Origin of the sequence: Herbaspirillum seropedicae (assembly GCF_001040945.1) — a bacterium.
In the GTDB taxonomy this organism is placed as follows: domain Bacteria; phylum Pseudomonadota; class Gammaproteobacteria; order Burkholderiales; family Burkholderiaceae_D; genus Herbaspirillum; species Herbaspirillum seropedicae.
Map to the genome: position 1 here is coordinate 3,276,629 of NZ_CP011930.1, position 20,326 is coordinate 3,296,954.

General features: G+C 65.5%; 18 protein-coding genes. 14 read left to right on the forward strand and 4 right to left on the reverse strand.

Going from position 1 to position 20,326, the window contains the following annotated elements; translation table 11 throughout:
- Window positions 1-61: 61 nt before the first annotated feature.
- Together ACP92_RS14415 and ACP92_RS14420 are read right to left on the reverse strand one after the other, a co-directional pair.
- Complete coding sequence (locus ACP92_RS14415; RefSeq protein WP_013234847.1) at window positions 62-3,481, reverse strand: calcium-binding protein; 3,420 nt, start codon at window positions 3,479-3,481, stop codon at window positions 62-64.
- Between the two features lie 420 nt (window positions 3,482-3,901).
- Entirely contained in the window at window positions 3,902-5,041 is a 1,140-nt protein-coding gene (locus ACP92_RS14420; protein ID WP_041310907.1) for a porin, read from the reverse strand.
- A 209-nt stretch (window positions 5,042-5,250) separates the two neighbouring features.
- Here ACP92_RS14420 and ACP92_RS14425 point away from each other — a divergent pair, with 209 nt between their 5' ends.
- The 5 genes from ACP92_RS14425 to ACP92_RS14445 all read left to right on the forward strand — a co-directional run bounded on the left by ACP92_RS14425 (window position 5,251) and on the right by ACP92_RS14445 (window position 9,825).
- A complete protein-coding gene (locus ACP92_RS14425) occupies window positions 5,251-6,423 on the forward strand; it encodes an MlaE family ABC transporter permease (RefSeq protein WP_048348575.1) in 1,173 nt (390 codons plus the stop codon).
- Window positions 6,417-7,253: an ABC transporter ATP-binding protein gene (locus ACP92_RS14430; RefSeq protein ID WP_013234850.1), complete on the forward strand. Its 837-nt coding sequence runs from the start codon at window positions 6,417-6,419 to the stop codon at window positions 7,251-7,253. The genes ACP92_RS14425 and ACP92_RS14430 overlap by 7 nt, the downstream gene beginning before the upstream one ends.
- Window positions 7,253-8,170, forward strand: a complete 918-nt coding sequence (locus tag ACP92_RS14435; RefSeq protein WP_013234851.1) for an MlaD family protein — start codon at window positions 7,253-7,255, stop codon at window positions 8,168-8,170. Before ACP92_RS14430 ends, ACP92_RS14435 begins: the two co-directional genes overlap by 1 nt.
- On the forward strand, window positions 8,167-8,781 hold the full coding sequence (locus tag ACP92_RS14440; RefSeq protein ID WP_013234852.1) for an ABC-type transport auxiliary lipoprotein family protein: 615 nt from the start codon (window positions 8,167-8,169) through the stop codon (window positions 8,779-8,781). Before ACP92_RS14435 ends, ACP92_RS14440 begins: the two co-directional genes overlap by 4 nt.
- A 117-nt stretch (window positions 8,782-8,898) precedes the next feature.
- Window positions 8,899-9,825: a LysR family transcriptional regulator gene (locus ACP92_RS14445; RefSeq protein ID WP_013234853.1), complete on the forward strand. Its 927-nt coding sequence runs from the start codon at window positions 8,899-8,901 to the stop codon at window positions 9,823-9,825.
- Window positions 9,826-9,857: 32 nt separating this feature from the next.
- On the opposite strand, the gene ACP92_RS14450 is transcribed toward ACP92_RS14445, so the two are convergent.
- Both ACP92_RS14450 and ACP92_RS14455 read right to left on the reverse strand, forming a co-directional pair.
- A complete protein-coding gene (locus ACP92_RS14450) occupies window positions 9,858-10,595 on the reverse strand; it encodes an LrgB family protein (RefSeq protein ID WP_013234854.1) in 738 nt (245 codons plus the stop codon).
- Window positions 10,595-10,963: a CidA/LrgA family protein gene (locus tag ACP92_RS14455; RefSeq protein ID WP_013234855.1), complete on the reverse strand. Its 369-nt coding sequence runs from the start codon at window positions 10,961-10,963 to the stop codon at window positions 10,595-10,597. Before ACP92_RS14455 ends, ACP92_RS14450 begins: the two co-directional genes overlap by 1 nt.
- 212 nt (window positions 10,964-11,175) lie before the next feature.
- Between ACP92_RS14455 and ACP92_RS14460 the strand changes: the two genes are divergently transcribed.
- From ACP92_RS14460 to ACP92_RS14500, 9 genes are all read left to right on the forward strand, one after another.
- Complete coding sequence (locus tag ACP92_RS14460; protein WP_013234856.1) at window positions 11,176-11,754, forward strand: kinase inhibitor; 579 nt, start codon at window positions 11,176-11,178, stop codon at window positions 11,752-11,754.
- On the forward strand, window positions 11,744-12,568 hold the full coding sequence (locus ACP92_RS14465; protein ID WP_013234857.1) for a helix-turn-helix transcriptional regulator: 825 nt from the start codon (window positions 11,744-11,746) through the stop codon (window positions 12,566-12,568). The genes ACP92_RS14460 and ACP92_RS14465 overlap by 11 nt, the downstream gene beginning before the upstream one ends.
- 519 nt (window positions 12,569-13,087) lie before the next feature.
- Entirely contained in the window at window positions 13,088-13,261 is a 174-nt protein-coding gene (locus ACP92_RS24965) for a hypothetical protein (protein WP_156181791.1), read from the forward strand.
- A 214-nt stretch (window positions 13,262-13,475) separates the two neighbouring features.
- Window positions 13,476-13,967: an MgtC/SapB family protein gene (locus ACP92_RS14475; protein WP_041312020.1), complete on the forward strand. Its 492-nt coding sequence runs from the start codon at window positions 13,476-13,478 to the stop codon at window positions 13,965-13,967.
- Between the two features lie 17 nt (window positions 13,968-13,984).
- Window positions 13,985-14,311 carry a YnfA family protein gene (locus ACP92_RS14480; RefSeq protein ID WP_171941764.1) on the forward strand — a complete coding sequence of 109 codons (327 nt, stop codon included), beginning with the start codon at window positions 13,985-13,987 and terminating at the stop codon, window positions 14,309-14,311.
- 348 nt (window positions 14,312-14,659) lie between these two features.
- Window positions 14,660-15,967 carry an MFS transporter gene (locus ACP92_RS14485; protein WP_013234861.1) on the forward strand — a complete coding sequence of 436 codons (1,308 nt, stop codon included), beginning with the start codon at window positions 14,660-14,662 and terminating at the stop codon, window positions 15,965-15,967.
- 11 nt (window positions 15,968-15,978) lie between these two features.
- Window positions 15,979-18,552, forward strand: coding sequence for a nitrite reductase large subunit NirB (gene nirB, locus ACP92_RS14490; protein ID WP_013234862.1), 2,574 nt, complete (start codon window positions 15,979-15,981; stop codon window positions 18,550-18,552).
- A 146-nt stretch (window positions 18,553-18,698) separates the two neighbouring features.
- Window positions 18,699-19,061 (forward strand): nitrite reductase small subunit NirD, encoded by a 363-nt coding sequence (nirD, locus tag ACP92_RS14495; RefSeq protein WP_013234863.1) that lies wholly within the window; start codon window positions 18,699-18,701, stop codon window positions 19,059-19,061.
- 1 nt (window position 19,062) lies between these two features.
- The gene (locus tag ACP92_RS14500; RefSeq protein WP_013234864.1) at window positions 19,063-20,304 is read left to right on the forward strand and encodes an NAD(P)/FAD-dependent oxidoreductase; all 1,242 of its coding nucleotides are present in this window, start codon (window positions 19,063-19,065) and stop codon (window positions 20,302-20,304) included.
- The last annotated feature ends 22 nt before the right edge of the window (window positions 20,305-20,326 follow it).

The following is a 20,326-nucleotide window of genomic DNA, read 5'->3' on the forward strand; positions in this document are numbered from 1 at the left end:
GCCGTGGCAATCACCGCGTCCGGCCCACGGATGCCGGACGCAGTCCCCTGCAGCAGGGGTCTCAGTGGGTGACGGTCAGCAAGACCTTGCCCTGGCTGGTCTGCCCCGGCGTCCACTCGCTCTGCAAGGCCGGCGGCGGGGCGAAGCTGGCCATGGCCTGCACCAGCTTGTCCACGTCGCTGTCGTAGAGGGTATTGCCGTCTGCGGTGCGGATGCGTTCGATATGGTTGTCGCTGCCGCTGCTCCCACCTTGGTACCAGTCCTTGATGGTGATGCGGTCGTTACCGCCCAGCACGTCGATGCGCAGATCATTGCCAGACTGGCTGAACCACAGATTGGTCTGGCGCAGGTCGCTCAGTTGCAGCGTATCGATATTGCCGCGCGTGGCGTCCTGGTCGGCGATGACGTCCTGGCCATCACCGCGGGCGAACACATAGGTGTCGTTGCCGGCCCCGCCGATCAGCGTGTCATTGCCGCGCCCGCCCCGGATCACGTTGGCGCCGCGGTTGCCGGTGATGACGTTGTCCAGCTCGTTGCCGGTGGCGTCGAGGTTTTCGTTGGGGACCTTGATGGGATCGACGGTGGCGACCATGTAGCCATCGGTGACGTCGGCCACCTTGCGCAGTTCGTCCTTGCTCAGGTAGCGGCAGGCGTCCTCCGGACGTCCACGGCCCGAATCGGCGATGAAGAAGCCCTGTGCCTCGCCGGTGCCGGGGTCGCAGACCACACCGGTGACCGTGATGACGTGGTTGCCATTGCCCAGCTGCACCGCGCCGGGGTTGTCCCAGAGCTTGCCCGCATTGACCGACACTAGCGCACCCCGGCCCTCCTTGAGCACCTTGACCAGGGCTTTCTCGTCGTAGCCATAGCCGGCCTTGGCGCGGATACCGTAGCTGGCCAGCAGCGCGACCTGGTCATACTGATTGCTGCCGCCGAGCTGGCTCTCGCCACTGGTGACGCACCAGCCATTGGCGATGGCGCGCTTGACCGCCTGGGCCTCGGTGACAGCCAGCCCGGCCATGAGGCACAGGTTGACCACGCTGGTCTCGCCGCAGGTGCCGGTATAGCCGGCCACGGCGTCGCCCTGCGAATAATCCAGCTCGGCATAATGCGGATAGCCATAGACCAGCATGTCCCGGCCATTGACGATCTCGTGCTGCGGCGTGGCGCTATCGAGCAGGGTCAGGTTTTCCAGGTTGGCGCCCAGGGTGGTGCTGATGCGGGAGAAGACGGTATCGACGCCTTCCCCGGCCTGCTCCACGACCTTGTCGTTGACGTCATCGACGAAATAGCTGTCGTTGCCGGTCCCGCCCATCAGGGTGTCCGCGCCCCGGCCACCGTCGAGGATGTTGTCCTGGCTGTTGCCGGTGATCAGGTTGTCCTGCGCGTTGCCGGTGCCATTGAACTGGCCGCCCTCGGCCAGCCGCAGGTCTTCCAGGTTACGGCCCAGCGTGTAGGAGCAAGAGGCGACGACAGTGTCATGCCCTTGGTCGGCGTCTTCCCTGATGGTGTCGCCGGCGCCATCGACGACATAGGTGTCATCCCCCAGCCCGCCGACCAGGCTATCATTGCCGCTGCCGCCATCAAGTACGTCATTGCCTGAGCCACCGAAGAGGCTGTCGTTGCCGGCGCCGCCATAGAGCAGGTCATCGCCACCGGTGGTGTCGGGCTGCATCCAGAAATACTCCATGTCGTCGCCGTAGATGAGGTCATCACCATCACCGCCCTGGATGACGTCATTGCCTTTGCCGCCGTAGATGTGATCATTGCCGGCTTCACCGTAGAGCTTGTCGTCGCCTTCATTGCCGTAGAGACCATCGTCACCGTCGCCGCCCCACATCTGGTCATTGCCGGCGCCGCCGAACATGCCATCCTTGCCGGCGCCGCCAAACATGATGTCGTCATCGGTCTGCCCGGCCGGCAGCGGCCTGCCGGTGTTGCTGACGTCGCTGCCCATCATCGTGTCGTCGCCATCGCCGCCCCACATCTGGTCGTTGCCCAGGCCACCGAAGAGCTGGTCGTCACCGGCGCCGCCGTCGAGCAGATCAAAGCCCTCGCCGCCCAGGAGCTGATCGTCGCCGTCTTCGCCGAAGAGACGATCATTGCCCTCGCGGCCGAACAGGGTGTCGTTGCCCGCGCCGCCCCATAGGGTGTCATCGCCCGTGGTCCCTACCAGCGTGTCCTTTCCGCTATTGTCCTTGCTGCCTGCGGGGCGCTGAGGTATTGGCGGCGGCGCCAGCGAGGCCACGGGAACAGCCTCGGGAATGGAGATCAGCGCCGCCAGCGGCTTGACCGCTACCGCAGCGGTTGCGGGTACCGGCGTGGCAGCCGCAGGAACGACCGCCGCCGGCGCAGGGGCGGCGGCCGGCGTGACCGGGCTCGCCACTGGCGGCGTGGTCGCCGGCGCTACCGATGGCGCGACGGATGGAGTGGAGGCAGGCGCGGGGGTGGGCGCGGGGGTGGCCGATGGTGTAACTGTCGGCGCACTTGCTGGCGCACTTACTGGCGCACTTATTGGCGCAATTACCGGCTTACTTGCCGGCGCGATCACCGGGGTGACCGTAGCGCCTCCTGCCGGGGCTACCGTCGGCGTAGCCACAGGCGCCGTGCTCACTACGGGTGAGGGTGCGGGCGCAGGTGTGGCTGCAGGCGTGGGCGACGAGGCGGACGGGGAAGGCTTGATGATCAGGTCCGGGAAGAGCCGCTTGATCAGGGTCGACAGCGGCACCGGGACGCAATCGCTGACGGAAATCTGCACGCCCGGTGGAAACGCCTCCGACAAGGGAACGCATTCGGACGTGCCGGGAAGGACCCAGACCGTCTCGGTCTGGTCGCACGGCGATGGCGTCACGTTCACCACAGGGCAGATGCTGGGCGGATTGGCAGCGGCCTTGCCGGAGCCGCCGGGATCGGCTGGCTGGACTGCACTGCGCAGCGGTGCTGCAATGGGCAGCAGGCAATCCTGCGTGGCAGGACAGGCGGGAGCAGATGTCACGACCATGGCGTCCTCCGCACGCAAACGCTTGATCGTGGGTGCGCTCTCTTGCGCAGACTTGGCCGATGGTGTTGCCGCTACGCTGGCGCTCTGGCCGCTGGCTGCTGCCGCCACGCTCATCGGCGCCGCAGGACTGGCGAGCGCCACTGGCAGGCTCTGTTGGTGCGGCTTGTTCACCGCCAACTCATGACGCGCCTGCACTACGGGTCTACGCACCGGGCAACACGAGATGATGGGCTGGAACGTACGCCAGCGCGCAGCGCTCCAGCCCTGCCAGGGTAGAAAGGCCGCCGTTGGCGTGATACCCTGCGCAGCCGCCACGGCGTGCCACCGGTTGCCCTGGAGCCACAGGGCCAAGGGGCCGGCACGGACCAGCCCTTCCCTCCTTTCCGCTGCGTCGTGCTGTGCAGCGCCCGAACCGCCAGGCACGTAGGCTTTGGCTGAAGCCAGCGTACTCATACGATTGATGGTGATGGTGATAGCCATGGCAAACTCCCTGTGTGTGATCATCTGTTGGCCCTCATCAGGATCGGTACCCGCGCCATTGGAGTGGTGGTGTCGTTTTCCTGTGATGCCAATCTTTTTTTCCCGACCCCATTGAATCGGAGCGCGCCAACGCGAGCAATCGCACAAAGGTGCGCCTCCGCGCAGCCGCGCACACGCCGCCTGGCCTTGCTTCGCCAAGCGATGTGAACGATTCTTCAAAGGGAAAAAGATGGATTTCCTCTGGCAAGGCAGAGGAATGGCAGGCGAAATGCAGGGAGATCTATATGAAGAAATATTCTGATCGGCAGGCGGAAGAAATCTTCACCTCTGCACCAAGAGACAAGGCTGCGCACGATCATCCGGCGCAGCGCCAACCGGTCAAATGGATGGGCTGCGCCGAGAGGGGAGTGTCACAGAGGGCTAGAACTTGTGACGCAAGCCCACCCGCAACACATTCTGGCTGCTGTCATCGGCCGGAGCGGAAGAATAGGCCGCGCTGATGATGCCCGGATTGAGCACGTCGCGCGCCTGCTGGCGGCTGGCCATGGCATAGACATCAGTGCGCTTGGAGAGCAGCAGATCCACGCCCAGGTTGACCTGGGTAGTGCTGCCACGAGTAGCGCCTCCGGCTGCCCGCGAGAGATCGGCGCGATCATGGATGACGCTGGCCAGCAGGTGCAGCTTGCTATCGAGCGCATAGTCCACGCCGACATCGAGCACATTGGCGCGCGTGGCGCTGGTGATGGCGACCAGGCCGCTGCTGGCCAGCGGCTGCTGGGTCGGGCGGCGGATCTGCGACCAGGCCGCAAACAGCTTGGCCGGTCCGGCCTGGTAGCTGGCGCCGAGGGTAAAGGTCTTGAGCTCCGTATCACCCGCACGGGCCGGCAAGGCGTCAGACGCCAGCTTGCTCTGGAAATAGGCCGCGCCGACGCCAACGTTCCCACGACGGAAATTGCCGCCTACGCCCAGCGATTGCCCGGACCTGGTCGAGCCGGCCACTTCGCCCGCACCATAGTAGAAACTGCCGCGCAGGCCGCCGTACTCGGCCGTATCGAAGCGCAGCGAATTGTTGCTGCGCGCCCCGGTGATGCGATCGAGGCTATTGAAGTGGGCCGCGCGCACGCCGCCACCGCCGAAGATCTGGAAGGACGTGTATTGCTGGCCGATCTCTTCCAGGTAATCGGTCTGGCGGCCCACCGTCAGGGTGCCGAAACGGCCGGCCAGGCCAACGACGGACTTGCGGTCGAACAAGGTACCGGGCGTGGCCATGGCGCCATCGTCGCCGGCAAAGCCGGTCTCCAGCTGGAAGATCGCTGCCAGGCCGTCGCCCAATTCTTCGCGGCCACGCAGGCCGATGCGGGAGGCCATGGCGTCGCCCGAGTCCAGGCTGGCCCGGCTGCCATTATCGGGACCGACCTTGCTGGTATAGACCAGGCTCATGTCGATGACGCCATAGACGGTGACGCTGGAGGAACTGGCCGCGCTGGCAGCTGCCGGAGATTGCGCCAGGGCCGCATGGGCAAAGGCATAGGCGCACAAGCTGAGTGAGATTTTTTTCATGGACAGGACATGCGGCGATGGGAATCACCGCTGAGGATGAAAGAGGGTATGGTGCAGAAAAGGTCAATGACGCTTTCTGCACATCGAGGGGGATTGGCACAGCACCGGCATGGTAGAAGCGCCGCCCGTGCCGCGACAATTACCTCTTGGGATAGTCCCGCAGGCGGCGTGGCGACTTGACCCCACGGCTGGCGCACTGCCCTGCCCTCATGCAATACTTGGCACTGACTGATGAAAAATTGACCGCTTTGGACAACAACGCCAGCTTCCGCCTCGATTCTGCCTCCCCTCCCGTGCTGCACGTGGAAGGTGACTGGACCTTGCGCAACTACCGCGCACTGTCGCGCCAGATCGCCCAGGCGCGCCCGGCCCTGGGCGAGCAGACGGTCCTGGAGTTTTCGGCACTGAGCGCCTTCGATACCGTGGGCGCCAAACTGCTGGTGGACTTGCTGGGCGTACCTGCCGCCCTGCGCCAGACGCAGGCCGACAGCACCCTCGCCCCGGCCTGGCGCGCGCTGCTGGCCGTGGTGGCCGAAGCCAAGGCCATTGCCATGCCCAAGCCCGCGCCGCCGCGCCAGGCCTGGATCACCGACATGCTGGAGCGGGTGGGTGCGGCCACCTTGAGCCTGCGCGCCTGCGCGCTGGGGCTGCTGGGCTTCATGGGATTGTGCCTGCAGACGCTCTTGAGCTCGTTCTGGCGTCCCTCGCGCTGGCGTGTGACCGCGGTGGTGGCGCAGATCGAGCAGACCGGGCTGGATGCGGTGCCCATCGTTTCCCTGCTGACCTTCATGGTGGGGGCGGTGGTGGCCTTCCTGGGCGCCACCGTGCTGGCCAATTTCGGCGCCAGCATCTACACGGTGGACCTGGTGGCCTTTTCCTTCCTGCGCGAATTTGCGGTGCTGCTGACCGCCATCCTCATGGCCGGACGCACGGCCAGTTCATTTACCGCCCAGATCGGCTCGATGAAGGCCAATGAAGAGATCGACGCCATCCGCGCCCTCGGGCTGGACCCGATCAAGCTGCTGGTGCTACCGCGACTGATCGCGCTGCTGGTGGCCATGCCCGCCCTGACCTTCATTGCCATGCTCTCGGGACTGTTTGGCGGGGCCATGGTCTGCGCCTTGTCGCTGGACATCAGCCCGACCATGTTCCTGTCGCTGCTGCAGCAGGACGTGGGCATCCGCCACTTCATCCTGGGCATGGTCAAGGCCCCGCTGTTCGCCTTCGTGGTGGCCGTGATCGGCTGCAACGAAGGCTTCAAGGTCAGCGGCAGCGCCCAGTCGGTGGGCCAGCACACTACCTCCAGCGTGGTGCAGTCGATCTTCGTGGTGATCCTGCTGGATGCGCTGGCCGCCCTGTTCTTCATGGAGATGGGATGGTGAGGCCACAGCATGCGCCTGCCACCCGCGGTGGCGACGGCGTCGATCCCATCATCGAGGTACGCGGCCTGCGCAACCAGTTCGGCACGCAGGTCGTGCATGAGCAACTGGACCTGCAGGTGCGGCGCGGCGAGATCCTGGGCGTAGTCGGCGGCTCCGGCACCGGCAAGTCGGTCCTGCTGCGCAGCATCGTCGGCCTGCTGCGCCCAGCAGCGGGTGAGGTCCGGGTATTCGGGCAAGACCTCACGGCCTTGTCCAGCGAAGCACGCTCTGGCTATGAACGGCGCTTCGGGGTGCTGTTCCAGCAGGGCGCACTGTTTTCTTCCCTGACCGTGCTGGAAAACATCGCCCTGCCCCTGACCGAATATGGCGGCCTCAACGCCGACGAAGCGCGCGGCGTGGCGGCCATGAAGCTGGCCCTGGCGGGCCTGCCCATCGCCGCCGGCGACAAGTATCCGGCCGCCCTCTCCGGCGGCATGATCAAGCGCGCCGCCCTGGCGCGGGCACTGGCGCTGGACCCGGACATCCTGTTCCTGGACGAACCCACGGCCGGGCTGGACCCCATCAGCGCGGCCGCCTTCGACCGCCTGATCCTGACCCTGCGCGATGCCCTGGGACTGACCGTGTTCCTGGTCACGCATGACCTCGATACGCTCTACGCCATCTGCGACCGCATCGCCGTGCTGTCGTCCCGGCGCGTGCTGGTGGCCGACCGCATCGAGGCGGTGGCCGCCTATGACGACGCCTGGATACGCCAATACTTTCAGGGCCCGCGTGGCCGCGCCGCCAGCCTGGCCGCGCTGCGCGCCCACCCAACGCAAGGACAACCGTAATGGAAACGCGTGCACATCACGTCCTCATCGGACTCTTCACCATCCTGGTCGCCCTGGGCGCGCTGGGATTCTGCCTGTGGCTGACCAAGGCCGGGCAGGACCGCGATGTCGACTACTACACCGTCATCTTCAACGAAGCCGTCAGCGGCCTCTCGCGCGGCAGCCCGGTGCAGTACAGCGGCATCAAGGTGGGCGACGTGGTCGGCCTGAGCCTGGACCCGGCCGATCCGCGCAAGGTGCGTGCACGCATCCGCGTGGTGGGCCGCGCACCCATCAAGGAAGACACCGGCGCCAAGCTGGCCCTGGCGGGCATCACGGGCACCGCGCTGATCCAGCTCACCAATGGCTCGCCGCAGAGTCCTAGGCTGGAATCCAAGGATGGCAGCGATCCCGTCATCATCGCCTCGCCCTCGCCGCTGTCGGCCTTGCTCTCCAATGGCGAAGACCTGCTGGGCAATGTCAATGAAGTGCTGATCAACGCCAAGCAATTCCTGGCCCCCGACAATGCGCGCCGCCTCAACGCCACCCTGGCCCATCTCGAAGAACTCACCAGCACCCTGGCCGCCCAGCGCAACAACGCCGGCGCCGCCATGCAGGAACTGGCCGAAGCGGCGCGCCAGGCCAACCTGGCCATGCAGAGCGCCAACCAGTTGCTGTCCACACGCGGCAATGATGCAATGAGTAACCTGCAACAAGCCATGCGCTCGCTGGCCGCCAGCAGCCAGCAAGTCGAAAGACTGATCCAGCAGAACCAGGCCGCATTGAACAATGGCGCGCAAGGCGTGGCCGAGATCGGACCGGCCATCGCCGAACTGCGCGCCACCCTGTCCTCGGTACGGGCGGTGAGCCGCAAGCTGGAAAGCAATCCCGGCGCCTATCTGCTGGGCCACGACAATGTCCAGGAATTCCAACCATGAACACCCTCTTGCTGCGCACCAGCCTGGTCGCTGCCAGCCTGATGCTGGCGGCCTGCTCCATCCTGCCCAAGCCGGACCCACAGGCGGTCTATCGCCTGCCCACCGCCACGGCCATGCCAGCCCAGGCATCCACGACAGCTGGCGACATCAGGCTGCGCGCCCTGCGCATCGCCACGCCCTACGCCAACCGCAGCATCGACAGCGAACGCATCCTGGTGCTGCCCGAGGGCGACGTGATCAAGTCCTATGCGGGCGTGCGCTGGAGCGATGCGGCTCCGCTGCTGTGGCGGGATCGGCTGCTGGAAGCCTTCCGCGCCGACGGGCGCTACCAGCGGCTCTCGTCCGATACCGGCAATATCGCCGCAGACATCGAGCTCGACGGCGCTCTGAGCGCGTTCCAGACCGAGTATCGCCACGGCGTGCCGACGGTAGTGATCGTCTATGACGCGCGCCTGATCGACACGGCCAATCGCCAGCAGTTGGCAAGCCAGCGCTTTGCCATCCAACGCGCCGTCGATGGCAGCAAGGTGCCGGAAGTGGTCAGCGCCTTCGGCCAGGCTTGTGACCAGCTTGCCAAGGAGGTGGTGAACTGGGCGGCAGCACAACGTTGAGCAAGGCCACCGCAATCGTGGCCGCTGCGCCATTATCCGAAGGTAGCATTACCTGCGCGGTGGATCCGTGGCACCCTTGGGCCGGTTTATTCGCTCATCTCGCCCAACGGAGTCGTCTTGGACAAACTGCAAGCCATGCAAACCTTTGTCGCCGTGGTGGAGAGCGGCAGCTTCGTGGCCGCCGTGGATGTCACCGGCCAGTCCAAGCCGGCCGTCTCACGCCAGGTCTCGGAGCTGGAACAATTTCTCGGCATCCGCCTGCTCCATCGCACCACGCGCCGGCTCTCGCTCACTGATGAAGGTCGCGTCTATTTCGCCCGCTGCAAGGAATTGCTGGAGACCATCCAGGACGTGGAGAGTGAAGTCGGCCTGAACTCCGACCAGGCTTGCGGCCGGCTACGCATCGGTGCGCCGCAGGATTTCGGTGTTGAACAGCTGGCGCCGCTGTGGGGCAAGTTCACCGAGCAGCATCCGCTGATCACCCTCAACATCACCCTCTCGGACCGCACCATCGACCTGCTTGAAGAAGGCTTCGACATGGCCATCCGCATCAGCGCCCTGGGTGACAGCCGCATGGTAGCCCGCCCGCTTGCGCCGGTGCGGATGATCGCCTGCGCCGCGCCAGAGTTCCTGGCCCGGCATGGCACACCCGGCACGCCGGCCGAACTGCGCGACTATCCCTTCATCTCCTACAGCTATCGCGCCGGCGGCGACGACTGGAGCTTCAGGCACGTGCATGGCGACACCTGCCAGGTGCGCGTGCGTTCGACGGTCTATGTCAACAACGGCGCCACCTGCCGCGCCATGGCCATCGCCGGGCAAGGCATTGCCATCCAGCCGGACTTCATCGTCAACGCCGCCATCCAGGCCGGGCAACTGGTGGAGCTGTTCGAGGGATGGAGCACCGGCGAACAGTTGGTGGTGCATACCTTGTACCCCACCCGTACCCATCTGCCACCCAAAGTGCAGCGCATGCGCGATTTCCTGATCGAGCAATTCAGGGTGCCGCCCTGGTGCCCCAGGCCGCAGGACAGCGCTGCCTGAAGCACGCCGCGGCTGCGCTATCGGCTGATCCTTCAGCCTATCCAGCGCAGCAGCAGCGGCATCACCACCGGCACCAGCACGGCCGTAAAGACCCCGTTCAAGCCCATCCCCAGGCCGGCGAAGGCGCCCATCTCAGCGCTGACCTGCAGGGCGCGGGCCGTCCCGATGCCATGCGAGGCCACGCCCAGGGCAAAGCCGCGCACCGGATGGCTATCGATACGCAGGAAATTCAGGATGAAGCGCACCAGCACCGCGCCCAGGATGCCGGTGCAGATGACCAGCACCGCAGTCAGCGAAGGCAGGCCGCCGAAACGCTCCGAGATCGCCATGGCGATGGGCGTGGTCGCCGACTTCGGGGCGAGCGAGACGATGACCTGGCGGGAAGCGCCCATGGCATAGGCGATGCCAATGGCCGACGCCACTGCCGTCACTGAGCCGGCGGCCAGGCCCAGCATCAGCGGCAAGGCCGAGCGGCGGAAATTGTGCCACTGCCGGAACAACGGCAAAGCCAGCGCCACGGTAGCCGGCCCCAGCATGAAGTGAACGAATTGTGCGCCCTCGAAATAGGTCTTGTAGGGAGTACGGGTGACGAAGAGGATGCTCACCACGATAGCGATGGCGATGAGCACTGGATTGGCCAGGGGATTGAAGCCCAGACGCCGGTAGACCTGCAGCGCCACGATATAGGCAGCCAGGGTCGTGGTCAGGCCCAGCAGTGGCGAGGCCGCCAGATAGACCCAGACATCGCTGAGACGGTCCAGGCCATGCATCAGCGCGACTCCTCGTCAGCGGGGCGGGAGAGCCGTTTCATGGCCGCCTGGGTCACCAGCGCGCCCACCGCGATGGCCAGCACCGTACTGACCACCAGCGCCACGACGATCGCCGCCAGATCCCCTTGCAATTGCCCCGCCGCTGCCATCACGCCTACACCGGCTGGCACGAAGAGCAGGGAAAGGTGCTGCAGGATACCCCAGGAAGTCGCCTCCATGAGGTCCGCCAGGCGCGGATAGGCCAGGAAGGACAGCAGCAGGAACAGCATGCCGATCACAGGGCCGGGAACAGGAAGGCCCAGCAACTGGGCGGCTCCTTCACCCAGGCATTGGAAGATGAGCAGGAGGGTCAGGGCGGTCAGGGTCATGGGGGCTCCGGAGTGAGACAAGCAGTGGCCGGCTGATTTTATGGGCTGGTCGCGATGTACGCCAGTGGAATACGACTTGCTGGCAAAACACGCCGCTGCCAGCTTGAACTTATCCGCACCAAGCCTGACGTTTTCTGCACCACACCCCTCGTTCCCACTCCCTAAGATGAGCGCTTTCAACCCCTTGTTTCAACGCTCACCGAGGACTTTCCATGACCCTGATCCGCCCCACCCTGGCCGCTGCCGCCCTGACCTTTTCCGCACTGACCCTGCCCGCACAGGCGGCCGAATTCACCCTCACCAGCAGCGACATCGCCGAGGGCCAGTCCCTGTCGATTGCGCAGGTCTTCAATGGCTTCGGCTGCATCGGCCTGAACAAGTCGCCACAACTGTCCTGGTCGGGCGCGCCCGCCGATACCAAGAGCTTCGCCATCACCGTCTACGATCCGGACGCGCCGACCGGCAGCGGCTGGTGGCACTGGACCGTCTTCAATATTCCCGCCAGCGTGCGCTCGCTGCCGGCCGGCGCCACTGCGCCAGGCAAGGGCCTGCCCGCGGGCAGCATCCAGGGACGCACGGACTTCGGCAGCAGCGGCTTCGGCGGTGCCTGCCCGCCCGAAGGCGACAAGCCGCATCGCTACCAGTTTGTCGTTTGGGCGCTGAAAACCGAAACACTTCCGCTGGATGCGCAGGCCAGCGGTGCTATGCTCGGCTTCTACCTGAATGCCCAGGCACTCGCCACGGCCAAGCTGACCGCCGTCTACGAACGCCAGAAACCCAATGTCAAGTAACAGCACACTCCCGCCCGCGCACGCGACTAACCCGCGTCCCGTTCTCTCGCGCATCCGCTGCCGTGAAGAACAGCAGCTGCGCCAGGTCTTCATCGGCCTGGCCAGCATCTGCCACGTGCGCCAGGGCAAGAAGCGCCTGCAGTGGCATCACCGCAATCTGCACTGCGGACCGGAAGGCCTGCTGCTCATTGCAGCGGGTACGCAACTCAACGTCGCCAACCTGCCCAGAAACGGCGAATACGCCGCTGACATGGTCTCGCTGCCGGCTTCGCTGATCGAGCGCTTCCGCCTGCACTACCCCGGCCAGGGCAGCCTGGCCTCAGCGCCGCCGGCGGTGTCGACGACCGCGCTGGCGCCCGATACGCTGCGCGCCTGGCGGCATCTGCACGCCTGCATGCAGGAAGACGCAGCGCCGGAGCTGCAATGCCAGGCCGCCGAAGGCTTGCTGCTGGCCCTGAGCCTGCAGGGCGCAGGTGCGGCGCTGCTGCGGGACCGCAGCGACGCCCTCAGCCATCGCATCGAACAGCAACTGCTGATGCTGCCGCCCGAACATCGCAGCCTGGAGCAGATCGCCGCCAGCCTGCATTGCAGCGTCTCCACGCTGCGCCGGCGGCTGGTGCGCGAGCAGACCGGGTTCCGCGAATTGCTCGACAAGGTGCAGCTAGGCCAGGCGCTGGAACAGTTGCAGGCCTCGTCGCTGTCGATTGCCGACATCGCCGCCCGTTGCGGCTATGACTCGCCGTCGCGCTTCGCGGTGCGCTTCCGCCAGCATTTCGGGCTCAGTCCCAGCCAGTTGCGGCAGACCCTGCAGTAGGCCTTGTCTGACCAGGGTCGGCCAGACTCAACAACATGCGCCGTCATCCGGGTACGAAATACACCGACATGCGTTTGAAGCGACGTCCGACTGTGGGCCTTGCCGCCAGCACCTACTATGGCTGCAACGTCTCGCAATCGCGGGACGCCCAGACTTCATACCCATACAAGGAGATAAGCATGTCCAAACCGACCCTGAAGTTCCTCGGTACCGCATTGGTGGTGGCCGCTTTCAGCACGGGCGCCATCGCCCAGAACTCTGGCTCTGGCACGGCCGGCGGCTCCGGCTCTGCGGGCGCCGGCGCAACCGGTGCAACCGGCTCGACCACGACCCCCGGGACGGGCGCCAGCGGTTCCGGCAGCAGCTCGTCTGGCAAAAGCATGCGCAACCACGACAGGTCCGACAAGAGCCACAGCAAGTCGCGCTCGGGGAATAACCCGAATGCGACCGAGATGAAGGACGGCCCGATGGGTACCTCGCCGGGCGGTGGTGGCGGCGGTAGCGGCAGCGGCGCCGGTAATGGCAGCGGCACGGGCACCGGTGGTGCTGGCGGCGCGGGAGCGGGCGGTACTGGTGCAGGCGGTGCTGGTGCAGGCGGTGCTGGTGCAGGCGGTGCTGGTGCAGGCGGTGCTGGCGCAGGCGGCGCAGGTGCTGGTGGCGCCGGCGGTGGCGGCAGCTGATGCGTCTGCCTGACATCCTTGAGAGTTTTGCGTGAAGCTTGAGCGCAGCATGGCGTAGTCTCCCATTCCTCCCGCCATGCCTGATTTGCCCCGCTGATACTGGCGGGGCTTTTTTACGTCCATGGGGCGACGTCAAAGGGATGGCCGAGCTTACCAGTTACAATCCCGGCTGATCTCAACCCGCTGTGCAGCCCATCTGCTGCCACCTGATGCCACCTGACGCCACCATGACCGATTACCTGGAAATCTTTCACCGCCTGCTCTTTGCCATGCTCATCGGGTGCGCCATCGGCATCGACCGCAACCTGCGCGGCAAGCCGACCGGGATGAAGACGCTGGGTCTGGTGGCGCTGGGGTCGGCGCTGGTGACAATGGCGGCGATGAATTTTGCGCTCGGTGCGGAAGACCACAACCGTGACGCCGTCAGCCGCGCCATCCAGGGCGTCATCACCGGCATCGGCTTCCTGGGTGCGGGCGTGATCATCCATGAGCAGTGGACCGAGAAGGTGCGCGGCCTGACCACGGCCGCCTCGATCTGGGTCACCGCGGCCGTGGGCATCGTGTGCGGCGCGGGCTGGTGGCAGGTGGCGCTGATGGCGACCGGCCTGATCCTGATCCTCTTCGTCATCGGCCGGCCGCTGGAGCAGTTCCTGCACCGCCAATGGATGCGCAAGAGCGATGACGAACGCGCCGACATCAGCGCCCGCGAAGAAGACTGAGCACCACCCTGGCCCTGATCTGCCCCATGAAGACCCTGCTGCTCTACCTCTGCACTGCGCTGGCCGAAATCGTCGGCTGCTACCTGCCCTATCTCTGGCTGCGGCAAGACCGTTCGGTCTGGCTGCTCTTGCCCGCCGCCCTGAGCCTGGCGCTGTTCGCCTGGCTGCTGAGCTTGCATGAAGCCGCTTCCGGGCGGGTCTATGCGGCCTATGGCGGCGTCTACATCGCCGTGGCGATGCTATGGCTGTGGGCCGTGGATGGCGTGCGCCCATCGGCCTGGGACTGGGCGGGCATGGCCGTCGCCCTGGCCGGAATGGGCATCATCGCCTTCCAGCCGCGCTGAGCGGATGCACCACGGCAGCGAGCGCACCCGGACGATGCACTGCACCACGAACGCGCAGCCTGCACTGCAATACATCACGCGATGATATATAACGGGCCGATCAGCTCATCAGCGCGGTTCCCCCTGCAAGCCCCCTTCCCTCCCGCAAACCCGCTCCAGGCCTGGACCTGCGGATAAACCCTGTTGCTGGCACGACCTTTGCTCAATGAGGGACAGGGTCGAGGATGACCCCACATCTGATGCCGATCCAACGAGGGATCAGCAGCGCACACGGACAATGGCGTCCGCTTGAACCGAGGCACGGCGCCTTGGGGTCAGGCGGGCGCCTTTTTGTTTTCAGGACACGCCATGAGCAAAGCCAATCGTATCGAGCTGTTTTCCCTGCGGTCGCCGCAGATGCGCGCCTTCCACCTGACCTGGATGGCCTTCTTCGTCTGCTTCTTCGCGTGGTTCGCCTGCGCTCCGCTGATGCCGGTGATCAAGGGAGAATTCCACCTCACACCAGGCCAGATCGCCAATATCAACATCGCCGCAGTCGCCGTGACCATCCTGGTGCGCCTGATCATCGGCCCCATGTGCGACCGCTTCGGCCCGCGCAAGACCTACACCGGCCTGCTGCTGGCAGGCGCGGTGCCGGTCATCGGCGTGGCCTTTGCGCAGAGCTACGAGAGCTTCCTGTTCTTCCGCCTGCTCATCGGTGCGGTGGGGGCGAGCTTCGTCATCACCCAGTACCACACCTCGGTCATGTTCGCCCCCAACGTGGTCGGCACCGCCAACGCCGCCACCGCTGGCTGGGGCAATGCTGGTGGCGGTGTGGCGCAAGGCGTGATGCCGCTGCTGATGGCGGCCTTGCTGATGCTGGGCGTCTCGCAGGGCTGGGGCTGGCGCGCGGCGCTGCTGGTGCCGGGCGTGCTGATGCTGGTGATGGCCGCGCTCTACTGGCGCTTTACCCAGGATTGCCCGGAAGGCAACTATGACGCATTGCGCGCCGCTGGCGTGACCATCGAAAGCGGCAAGCGCGGCGGCTGGGCCAGCTTCCGTGCGGCGGCCGCCAACTATCGCGTGTGGATGCTCTTCATTACCTACGGCGCCTGCTTCGGCGTGGAAATCTTCATCCATAACATCGCTGCCATCTACTACGTCGAACACTTCAAGCTCTCGCTGGAATCGGCCGGCATCGCCGCCGCCAGCTTCGGTCTGCTGGCGCTGTTTGCGCGTGCGCTGGGCGGCTTCATCTCGGACAAGGTGGCGCTCGCAGGCGGCCTGAATCGCCGCGCCACCCTGCTCTTCGTGATGATGCTGGGCGAAGGCCTGGGCCTGCTGTGGTTCGCTCATGCCGGCAGCGTCGTGGCCGCCGTCATCGCCATGCTGTGCTTTGGCCTGTTCACCCACATGGCCTGCGGCGCGACCTATGCGCTGGTGCCCTTCATCGACCGCAAGGCGCTGGGCGGCGTGGCCGGCATCATCGGTGCGGGCGGCAATGTCGGCGCGGTGCTGGCGGGCTTCCTGATGAAGGGCCTGGGCAACACCCAGCAGACCCTGTCCATGCTCGGCGTGCTGGTGACCATTTCGGCACTGTGCGCTGTGGCCATCCGTTTCACCGCGTCGGACAAGAGCGGCGAGGCCGTCCTGGCCGACAACAAAGTTGCAGCCTGAGGAGAGACCCCATGAAGATCATCGTCATCGGCCACGGCATGGTGGGCCACAAGTTCCTGGAGTGCCTGGCCGAGAGCGGCGCCGGCGACCTGCAGGTCACCATCCTGTGCGAAGAACCGCGTCCGGCCTACGACCGCGTCCACCTGTCCGAATTCTTCGCCGGCAAGACCGCAGAAGACCTGTCGCTGGTGGCGCCGGGCTTCTTTGATCGCGGTCGCAGCGCGGTGCAGTTCGACCTCAAGCTCAACGCCAAGGCCCAGCAGATCGACCTGGAACGCAAGCAGGTGCTGGTCAACGTGGCGGGCGTGGAAGAGACGATGTCCTATGACAAACTGGTGCTGGCCACCGGGTCCTATCCCTTCGTGCCCACCGTGGCGGGCAACCAGCGCAAGGATTGCTTCGTCTATCGCACCATCGAAGACCTGGAAGCGATGCTGGAATGCGGCAGCCGGTCGAAGATCGGTGTGGTCATCGGCGGCGGCCTGCTGGGCCTGGAATGCGCCAAGGCCCTGCGCGACCTCAAGCTGGAGACCCACGTGGTCGAATTCGCGCCGCGCTTGATGGCGGTGCAGGTCGATGAAAGCGGTGGCCGGGTGCTGCGCCAGAAGATCGAAGAGCTGGGCGTGACCGCCCACACGCAAAAGAACACGGTCGAGATCGTCGATGGCAAGCACCATACCCATCGCATGAACTTCGAAGACGGCTCGCACCTGGAAACCGACATGATCGTCTTCTCCGCCGGCATCCGCCCGCGCGACGAACTGGCGCGCCAGGCCGGGCTGAAGGTGGGTGACCGGGGCGGCATCGCCATCGACAACAGCTGCCTGACCTCCGACCCGGCGGTCTACGCCATCGGTGAATGCGCGCTGTGGAATGGCAAGATCTTCGGCCTGGTCGCACCGGGTTACGACATGGCCCGCACCGCCGCCAAGCACCTGCTCTCGCACCGCGACGAGGCCATCGAAGTGCCCGCCTTCAACGGCGCCGACATGAGCACCAAGCTCAAGCTCATGGGCGTGGACGTGGCCAGCATCGGCGATGCACACGGCAAGGAAGCCGGCAGCCGTTCCTATCAGTTCACCGACGAGCGCAAGCAGATCTACAAGAAGATCGTGGTTTCCGAATCCGGCAAGCATCTGCTGGGTGCGGTCATGGTGGGCGATGCTTCGGAGTACGGCACGCTCTTGCAGATGATGCTCAACAAGATCGAACTGCCGGAGTCGCCCGAATTCCTGATCCTGCCGCAATCCGACGGCAAGGCCAAGCCAGGCCTGGGCGTGGATGCGCTGCCGGAGTCGGCGCAGATCTGCTCCTGCAACAATGTCTCCAAGGGCCAGCTGTGCGCCGCCGTGGCCTCGGGCGTGACCAATATCGGTGAGCTCAAGGCCTGCACCAAGGCCGGCACGGCCTGCGGCGGCTGCGTGCCGCTGGTCACGCAGGTGATGAAGGCCGAGATGAAGAAGCAAGGCTTGGCCGTCAACAACCACGTCTGCGAACACTTCCCCTACTCGCGCCAAGAGATTCATCACCTGGTGCGCGTGGGCCAGATCAAGAGCTTCGACGAACTGCTGAGCAAGCATGGCAAGGGACTGGGCTGCGATGTCTGCAAGCCCATGGTGGCCAATGTGCTGGCTTCGCTGTGGAATGACTTCGTGCTCAAGAAGGAACACGCGGGCCTGCAGGATTCCAATGACTACTTCCTCGGCAATATCCAGAAGGACGGCACCTACTCCGTCGTGCCGCGCATGGCCGGGGGCGAGGTCACGCCCGATGGCCTGATCGCGGTGGGCCAGATCGCCAAGAAGTATGGCCTCTACACCAAGATCACCGGCGGCCAGCGCGTGGACCTGTTCGGCGCGCGCGTGGACCAGTTGCCCGATATCTGGGAAGAACTGATCGCCGCCGGCTTCGAGACCGGTCACGCCTACGGCAAGTCGCTGCGCACCGTCAAATCCTGCGTGGGCTCGACCTGGTGCCGCTATGGCGTGGGCGACAGCGTGGGCTTCGCGGTGCGTCTGGAAAACCGCTACAAGGGCCTGCGCTCGCCGCACAAGATCAAGTTCGGCGTCTCCGGCTGCACCCGTGAATGCGCCGAGGCGCAGGGCAAGGATGTGGGCATCATCGCCACTGAAAAGGGCTGGAACCTGTATGTCTGCGGCAATGGCGGCATGAAGCCGCGTCATGCCGAACTGATCGCCTCGGACCTGGACGAAGCCACGCTGACGCGCTACGTGGACCGCTTCCTGATGTTCTACGTACGCACCGCCGACCGTCTGCAACGCACCAGCACCTGGCGCGAGAATCTCGAAGGCGGCCTGGACTATCTCAAGAGCGTGGTCCTCGATGACAAGCTGGGCATCGCCGCCGAACTGGAGGCCGAGATGCAGCGCGTGGTCGATACCTATGAATGCGAATGGAAGAAGGCCGTCACCGATCCGGAGACGCGCAAGCGCTTCCGCCACTTCGTCAACAGCAAGGCGGCGGATGGCAACATCAAGTTCGTCGAGGAACGCGGGCAGATCCGCCCGGCCACGGTGGCCGAGAAGAAGCTGCTCGACATTCCTGTCGTCGTCGAGACCGTCTGATATCCGGCCGTAGTCGCGCCTTCGATACGCGGCGTTGCCGCTACTCAGGACGAACGGCTCTTTGTTCATTGACGACCGTTCGGACTGAGTAGTCGCGCCGCGACGTATCGAAGGCGCACCCGCCGTACAACCATGAGGAGCCCCGCATGCACAGCGATCAACAAATCAAGCACTGGACCCCGGTCTGCGAACTGGGCGAGATCGTCCCCAACACCGGCGTAGCCGCCCTGGTCGGCGACCAGCAGGTGGCCGTCTTCCACGTCATCGACCGCAGCCAGGGCGAGCCACAACCGCGCGTCTTCGCCGTCGGCAACTACGATCCCAACTGCGATGCCGCCGTTCTCTCGCGCGGCCTGGTCGGCAACCTGGGTGAACGCATCGTGGTGGCCTCGCCCATCTACAAGCATCACTTCGACCTGACCACCGGCGAATGCCTGGAAGAGCCCGCCAACTCGATCCCGGCCTGGCCGGCGCGCATCGCTGACGGCAAAGTCTGGATCGGAGCCTGAGATGGAGACCCAGGCCAACAAGAGCACTGCCCGCCCCTCCCTGGTGGTGGTGGGCAACGGCATGGCCGGCATGCGCACGGTGGAAGAGTTGCTCAAGCTGGCCCCGGACCTCTACGACATCACTGTCTTCGGCGCCGAGCCGCATGGCAACTACAATCGCATCATGCTCTCGCCGGTACTGGCGGGCGACAAGAGCATCGATGACATCATGCTCAATCCGCGCGCCTGGTACGACGACAACGGCATCACCCTGCATGCCGGCGACCCGGTCGTCCACATCGACCGCCGCCAGCGCACCGTGCACGCCAAGAGCGGCCTGACGGTGCAGTACGACCGCCTCTTGCTGGCCACCGGCTCCACGCCCTTCATCATCCCGGTGCCGGGTCATCAATTGCCGGGCGTGATCGCCTTTCGCGACATCCAGGACGTCGACGCCATGCTGCAGGCCGCCCGCACGCACCGCCACGCAGTAGTCATCGGCGGCGGCCTGCTCGGGCTGGAAGCCGCCAATGGCCTGATGCGCCAAGGCATGGACGTGACCGTGGTGCATGTCACCGACGCCCTGATGAACCAGCAGCTCGACAAGCCCGCCGCCGCCTTGCTGAAGAAGGCGCTGGAAGACAAGGGCTTGCGCTTCTTGCTCAATGCCCATACCGAAGAGATCGTCGGACCGGATCGTGTCACCGCAGTGCGCTTCAAGGATGGCAGCAGCATCCCCGCCGACCTGGTGGTGATGACGGCGGGCGTGCGTCCCAACATCGCGCTGGCCAAGGCGGCCGGCCTGCACTGCGAACGCGCCATCATCGTCGATGACACGCTGCAGACCTACGACCCGCGCGTCTATGCCGTGGGAGAATGCGTGCAGCACCGCAAGGCCACCTTCGGTCTGGTTGCGCCGATCTGGGACCAGGCCCGCGTCTGCGGTGCGCACCTCGCAGGCGCAGGGCATCGCCGCTATGTCCAGCAGGCCACTGCGACCAAGCTCAAGGTGACCGGCGTGGACCTGTATTCGGCGGGCGATTTCATCGGCGGCGACGATACCGAAGACCTGATCGTGCGCGACCCGCGCCGTGGCGTCTACAAGCGGCTGGTGCTGCGCGGAACGCGCCTGGTGGGGGCGGTGCTGTATGGCGACGTCAAGGATGGCCCGTGGTACTTCGACCTGATCCAGAGCGGACGCGACATCAGCAGCTTCCGCCGCGAACTGCCGTTCGGCCAGGCGATGTGTCAGCAGGCCGCCTAGGCATGGCATCTGGCCAGGGCAA

Excerpts from the sequence above, each read along its gene's own strand:
- ACP92_RS14500 (WP_013234864.1), top strand. The coding sequence starts at position 19,063 with ATGGAGACCCAGGCCAACAAGAGCACTGCCCGCCCCTCCCTGGTGGTG.
- ACP92_RS14415 (WP_013234847.1), bottom strand. The coding sequence starts at position 3,481 with ATGGCTATCACCATCACCATCAATCGTATGAGTACGCTGGCTTCAGCC.
- ACP92_RS24965 (WP_156181791.1), top strand. The coding sequence starts at position 13,088 with ATGGCAGCGGCACGGGCACCGGTGGTGCTGGCGGCGCGGGAGCGGGCG.
- ACP92_RS14435 (WP_013234851.1), top strand. The coding sequence starts at position 7,253 with ATGGAAACGCGTGCACATCACGTCCTCATCGGACTCTTCACCATCCTG.
- nirB (WP_013234862.1), top strand. The coding sequence starts at position 15,979 with ATGAAGATCATCGTCATCGGCCACGGCATGGTGGGCCACAAGTTCCTG.
- ACP92_RS14460 (WP_013234856.1), top strand. The coding sequence starts at position 11,176 with ATGACCCTGATCCGCCCCACCCTGGCCGCTGCCGCCCTGACCTTTTCC.
- nirD (WP_013234863.1), top strand. The coding sequence starts at position 18,699 with ATGCACAGCGATCAACAAATCAAGCACTGGACCCCGGTCTGCGAACTG.
- ACP92_RS14420 (WP_041310907.1), bottom strand. The coding sequence starts at position 5,041 with ATGAAAAAAATCTCACTCAGCTTGTGCGCCTATGCCTTTGCCCATGCG.
- ACP92_RS14430 (WP_013234850.1), top strand. The coding sequence starts at position 6,417 with ATGGTGAGGCCACAGCATGCGCCTGCCACCCGCGGTGGCGACGGCGTC.
- ACP92_RS14450 (WP_013234854.1), bottom strand. The coding sequence starts at position 10,595 with ATGCATGGCCTGGACCGTCTCAGCGATGTCTGGGTCTATCTGGCGGCC.
- ACP92_RS14440 (WP_013234852.1), top strand. The coding sequence starts at position 8,167 with ATGAACACCCTCTTGCTGCGCACCAGCCTGGTCGCTGCCAGCCTGATG.
- ACP92_RS14465 (WP_013234857.1), top strand. The coding sequence starts at position 11,744 with ATGTCAAGTAACAGCACACTCCCGCCCGCGCACGCGACTAACCCGCGT.
- ACP92_RS14475 (WP_041312020.1), top strand. The coding sequence starts at position 13,476 with ATGACCGATTACCTGGAAATCTTTCACCGCCTGCTCTTTGCCATGCTC.
- ACP92_RS14455 (WP_013234855.1), bottom strand. The coding sequence starts at position 10,963 with ATGACCCTGACCGCCCTGACCCTCCTGCTCATCTTCCAATGCCTGGGT.
- ACP92_RS14485 (WP_013234861.1), top strand. The coding sequence starts at position 14,660 with ATGAGCAAAGCCAATCGTATCGAGCTGTTTTCCCTGCGGTCGCCGCAG.
- ACP92_RS14425 (WP_048348575.1), top strand. The coding sequence starts at position 5,251 with ATGCAATACTTGGCACTGACTGATGAAAAATTGACCGCTTTGGACAAC.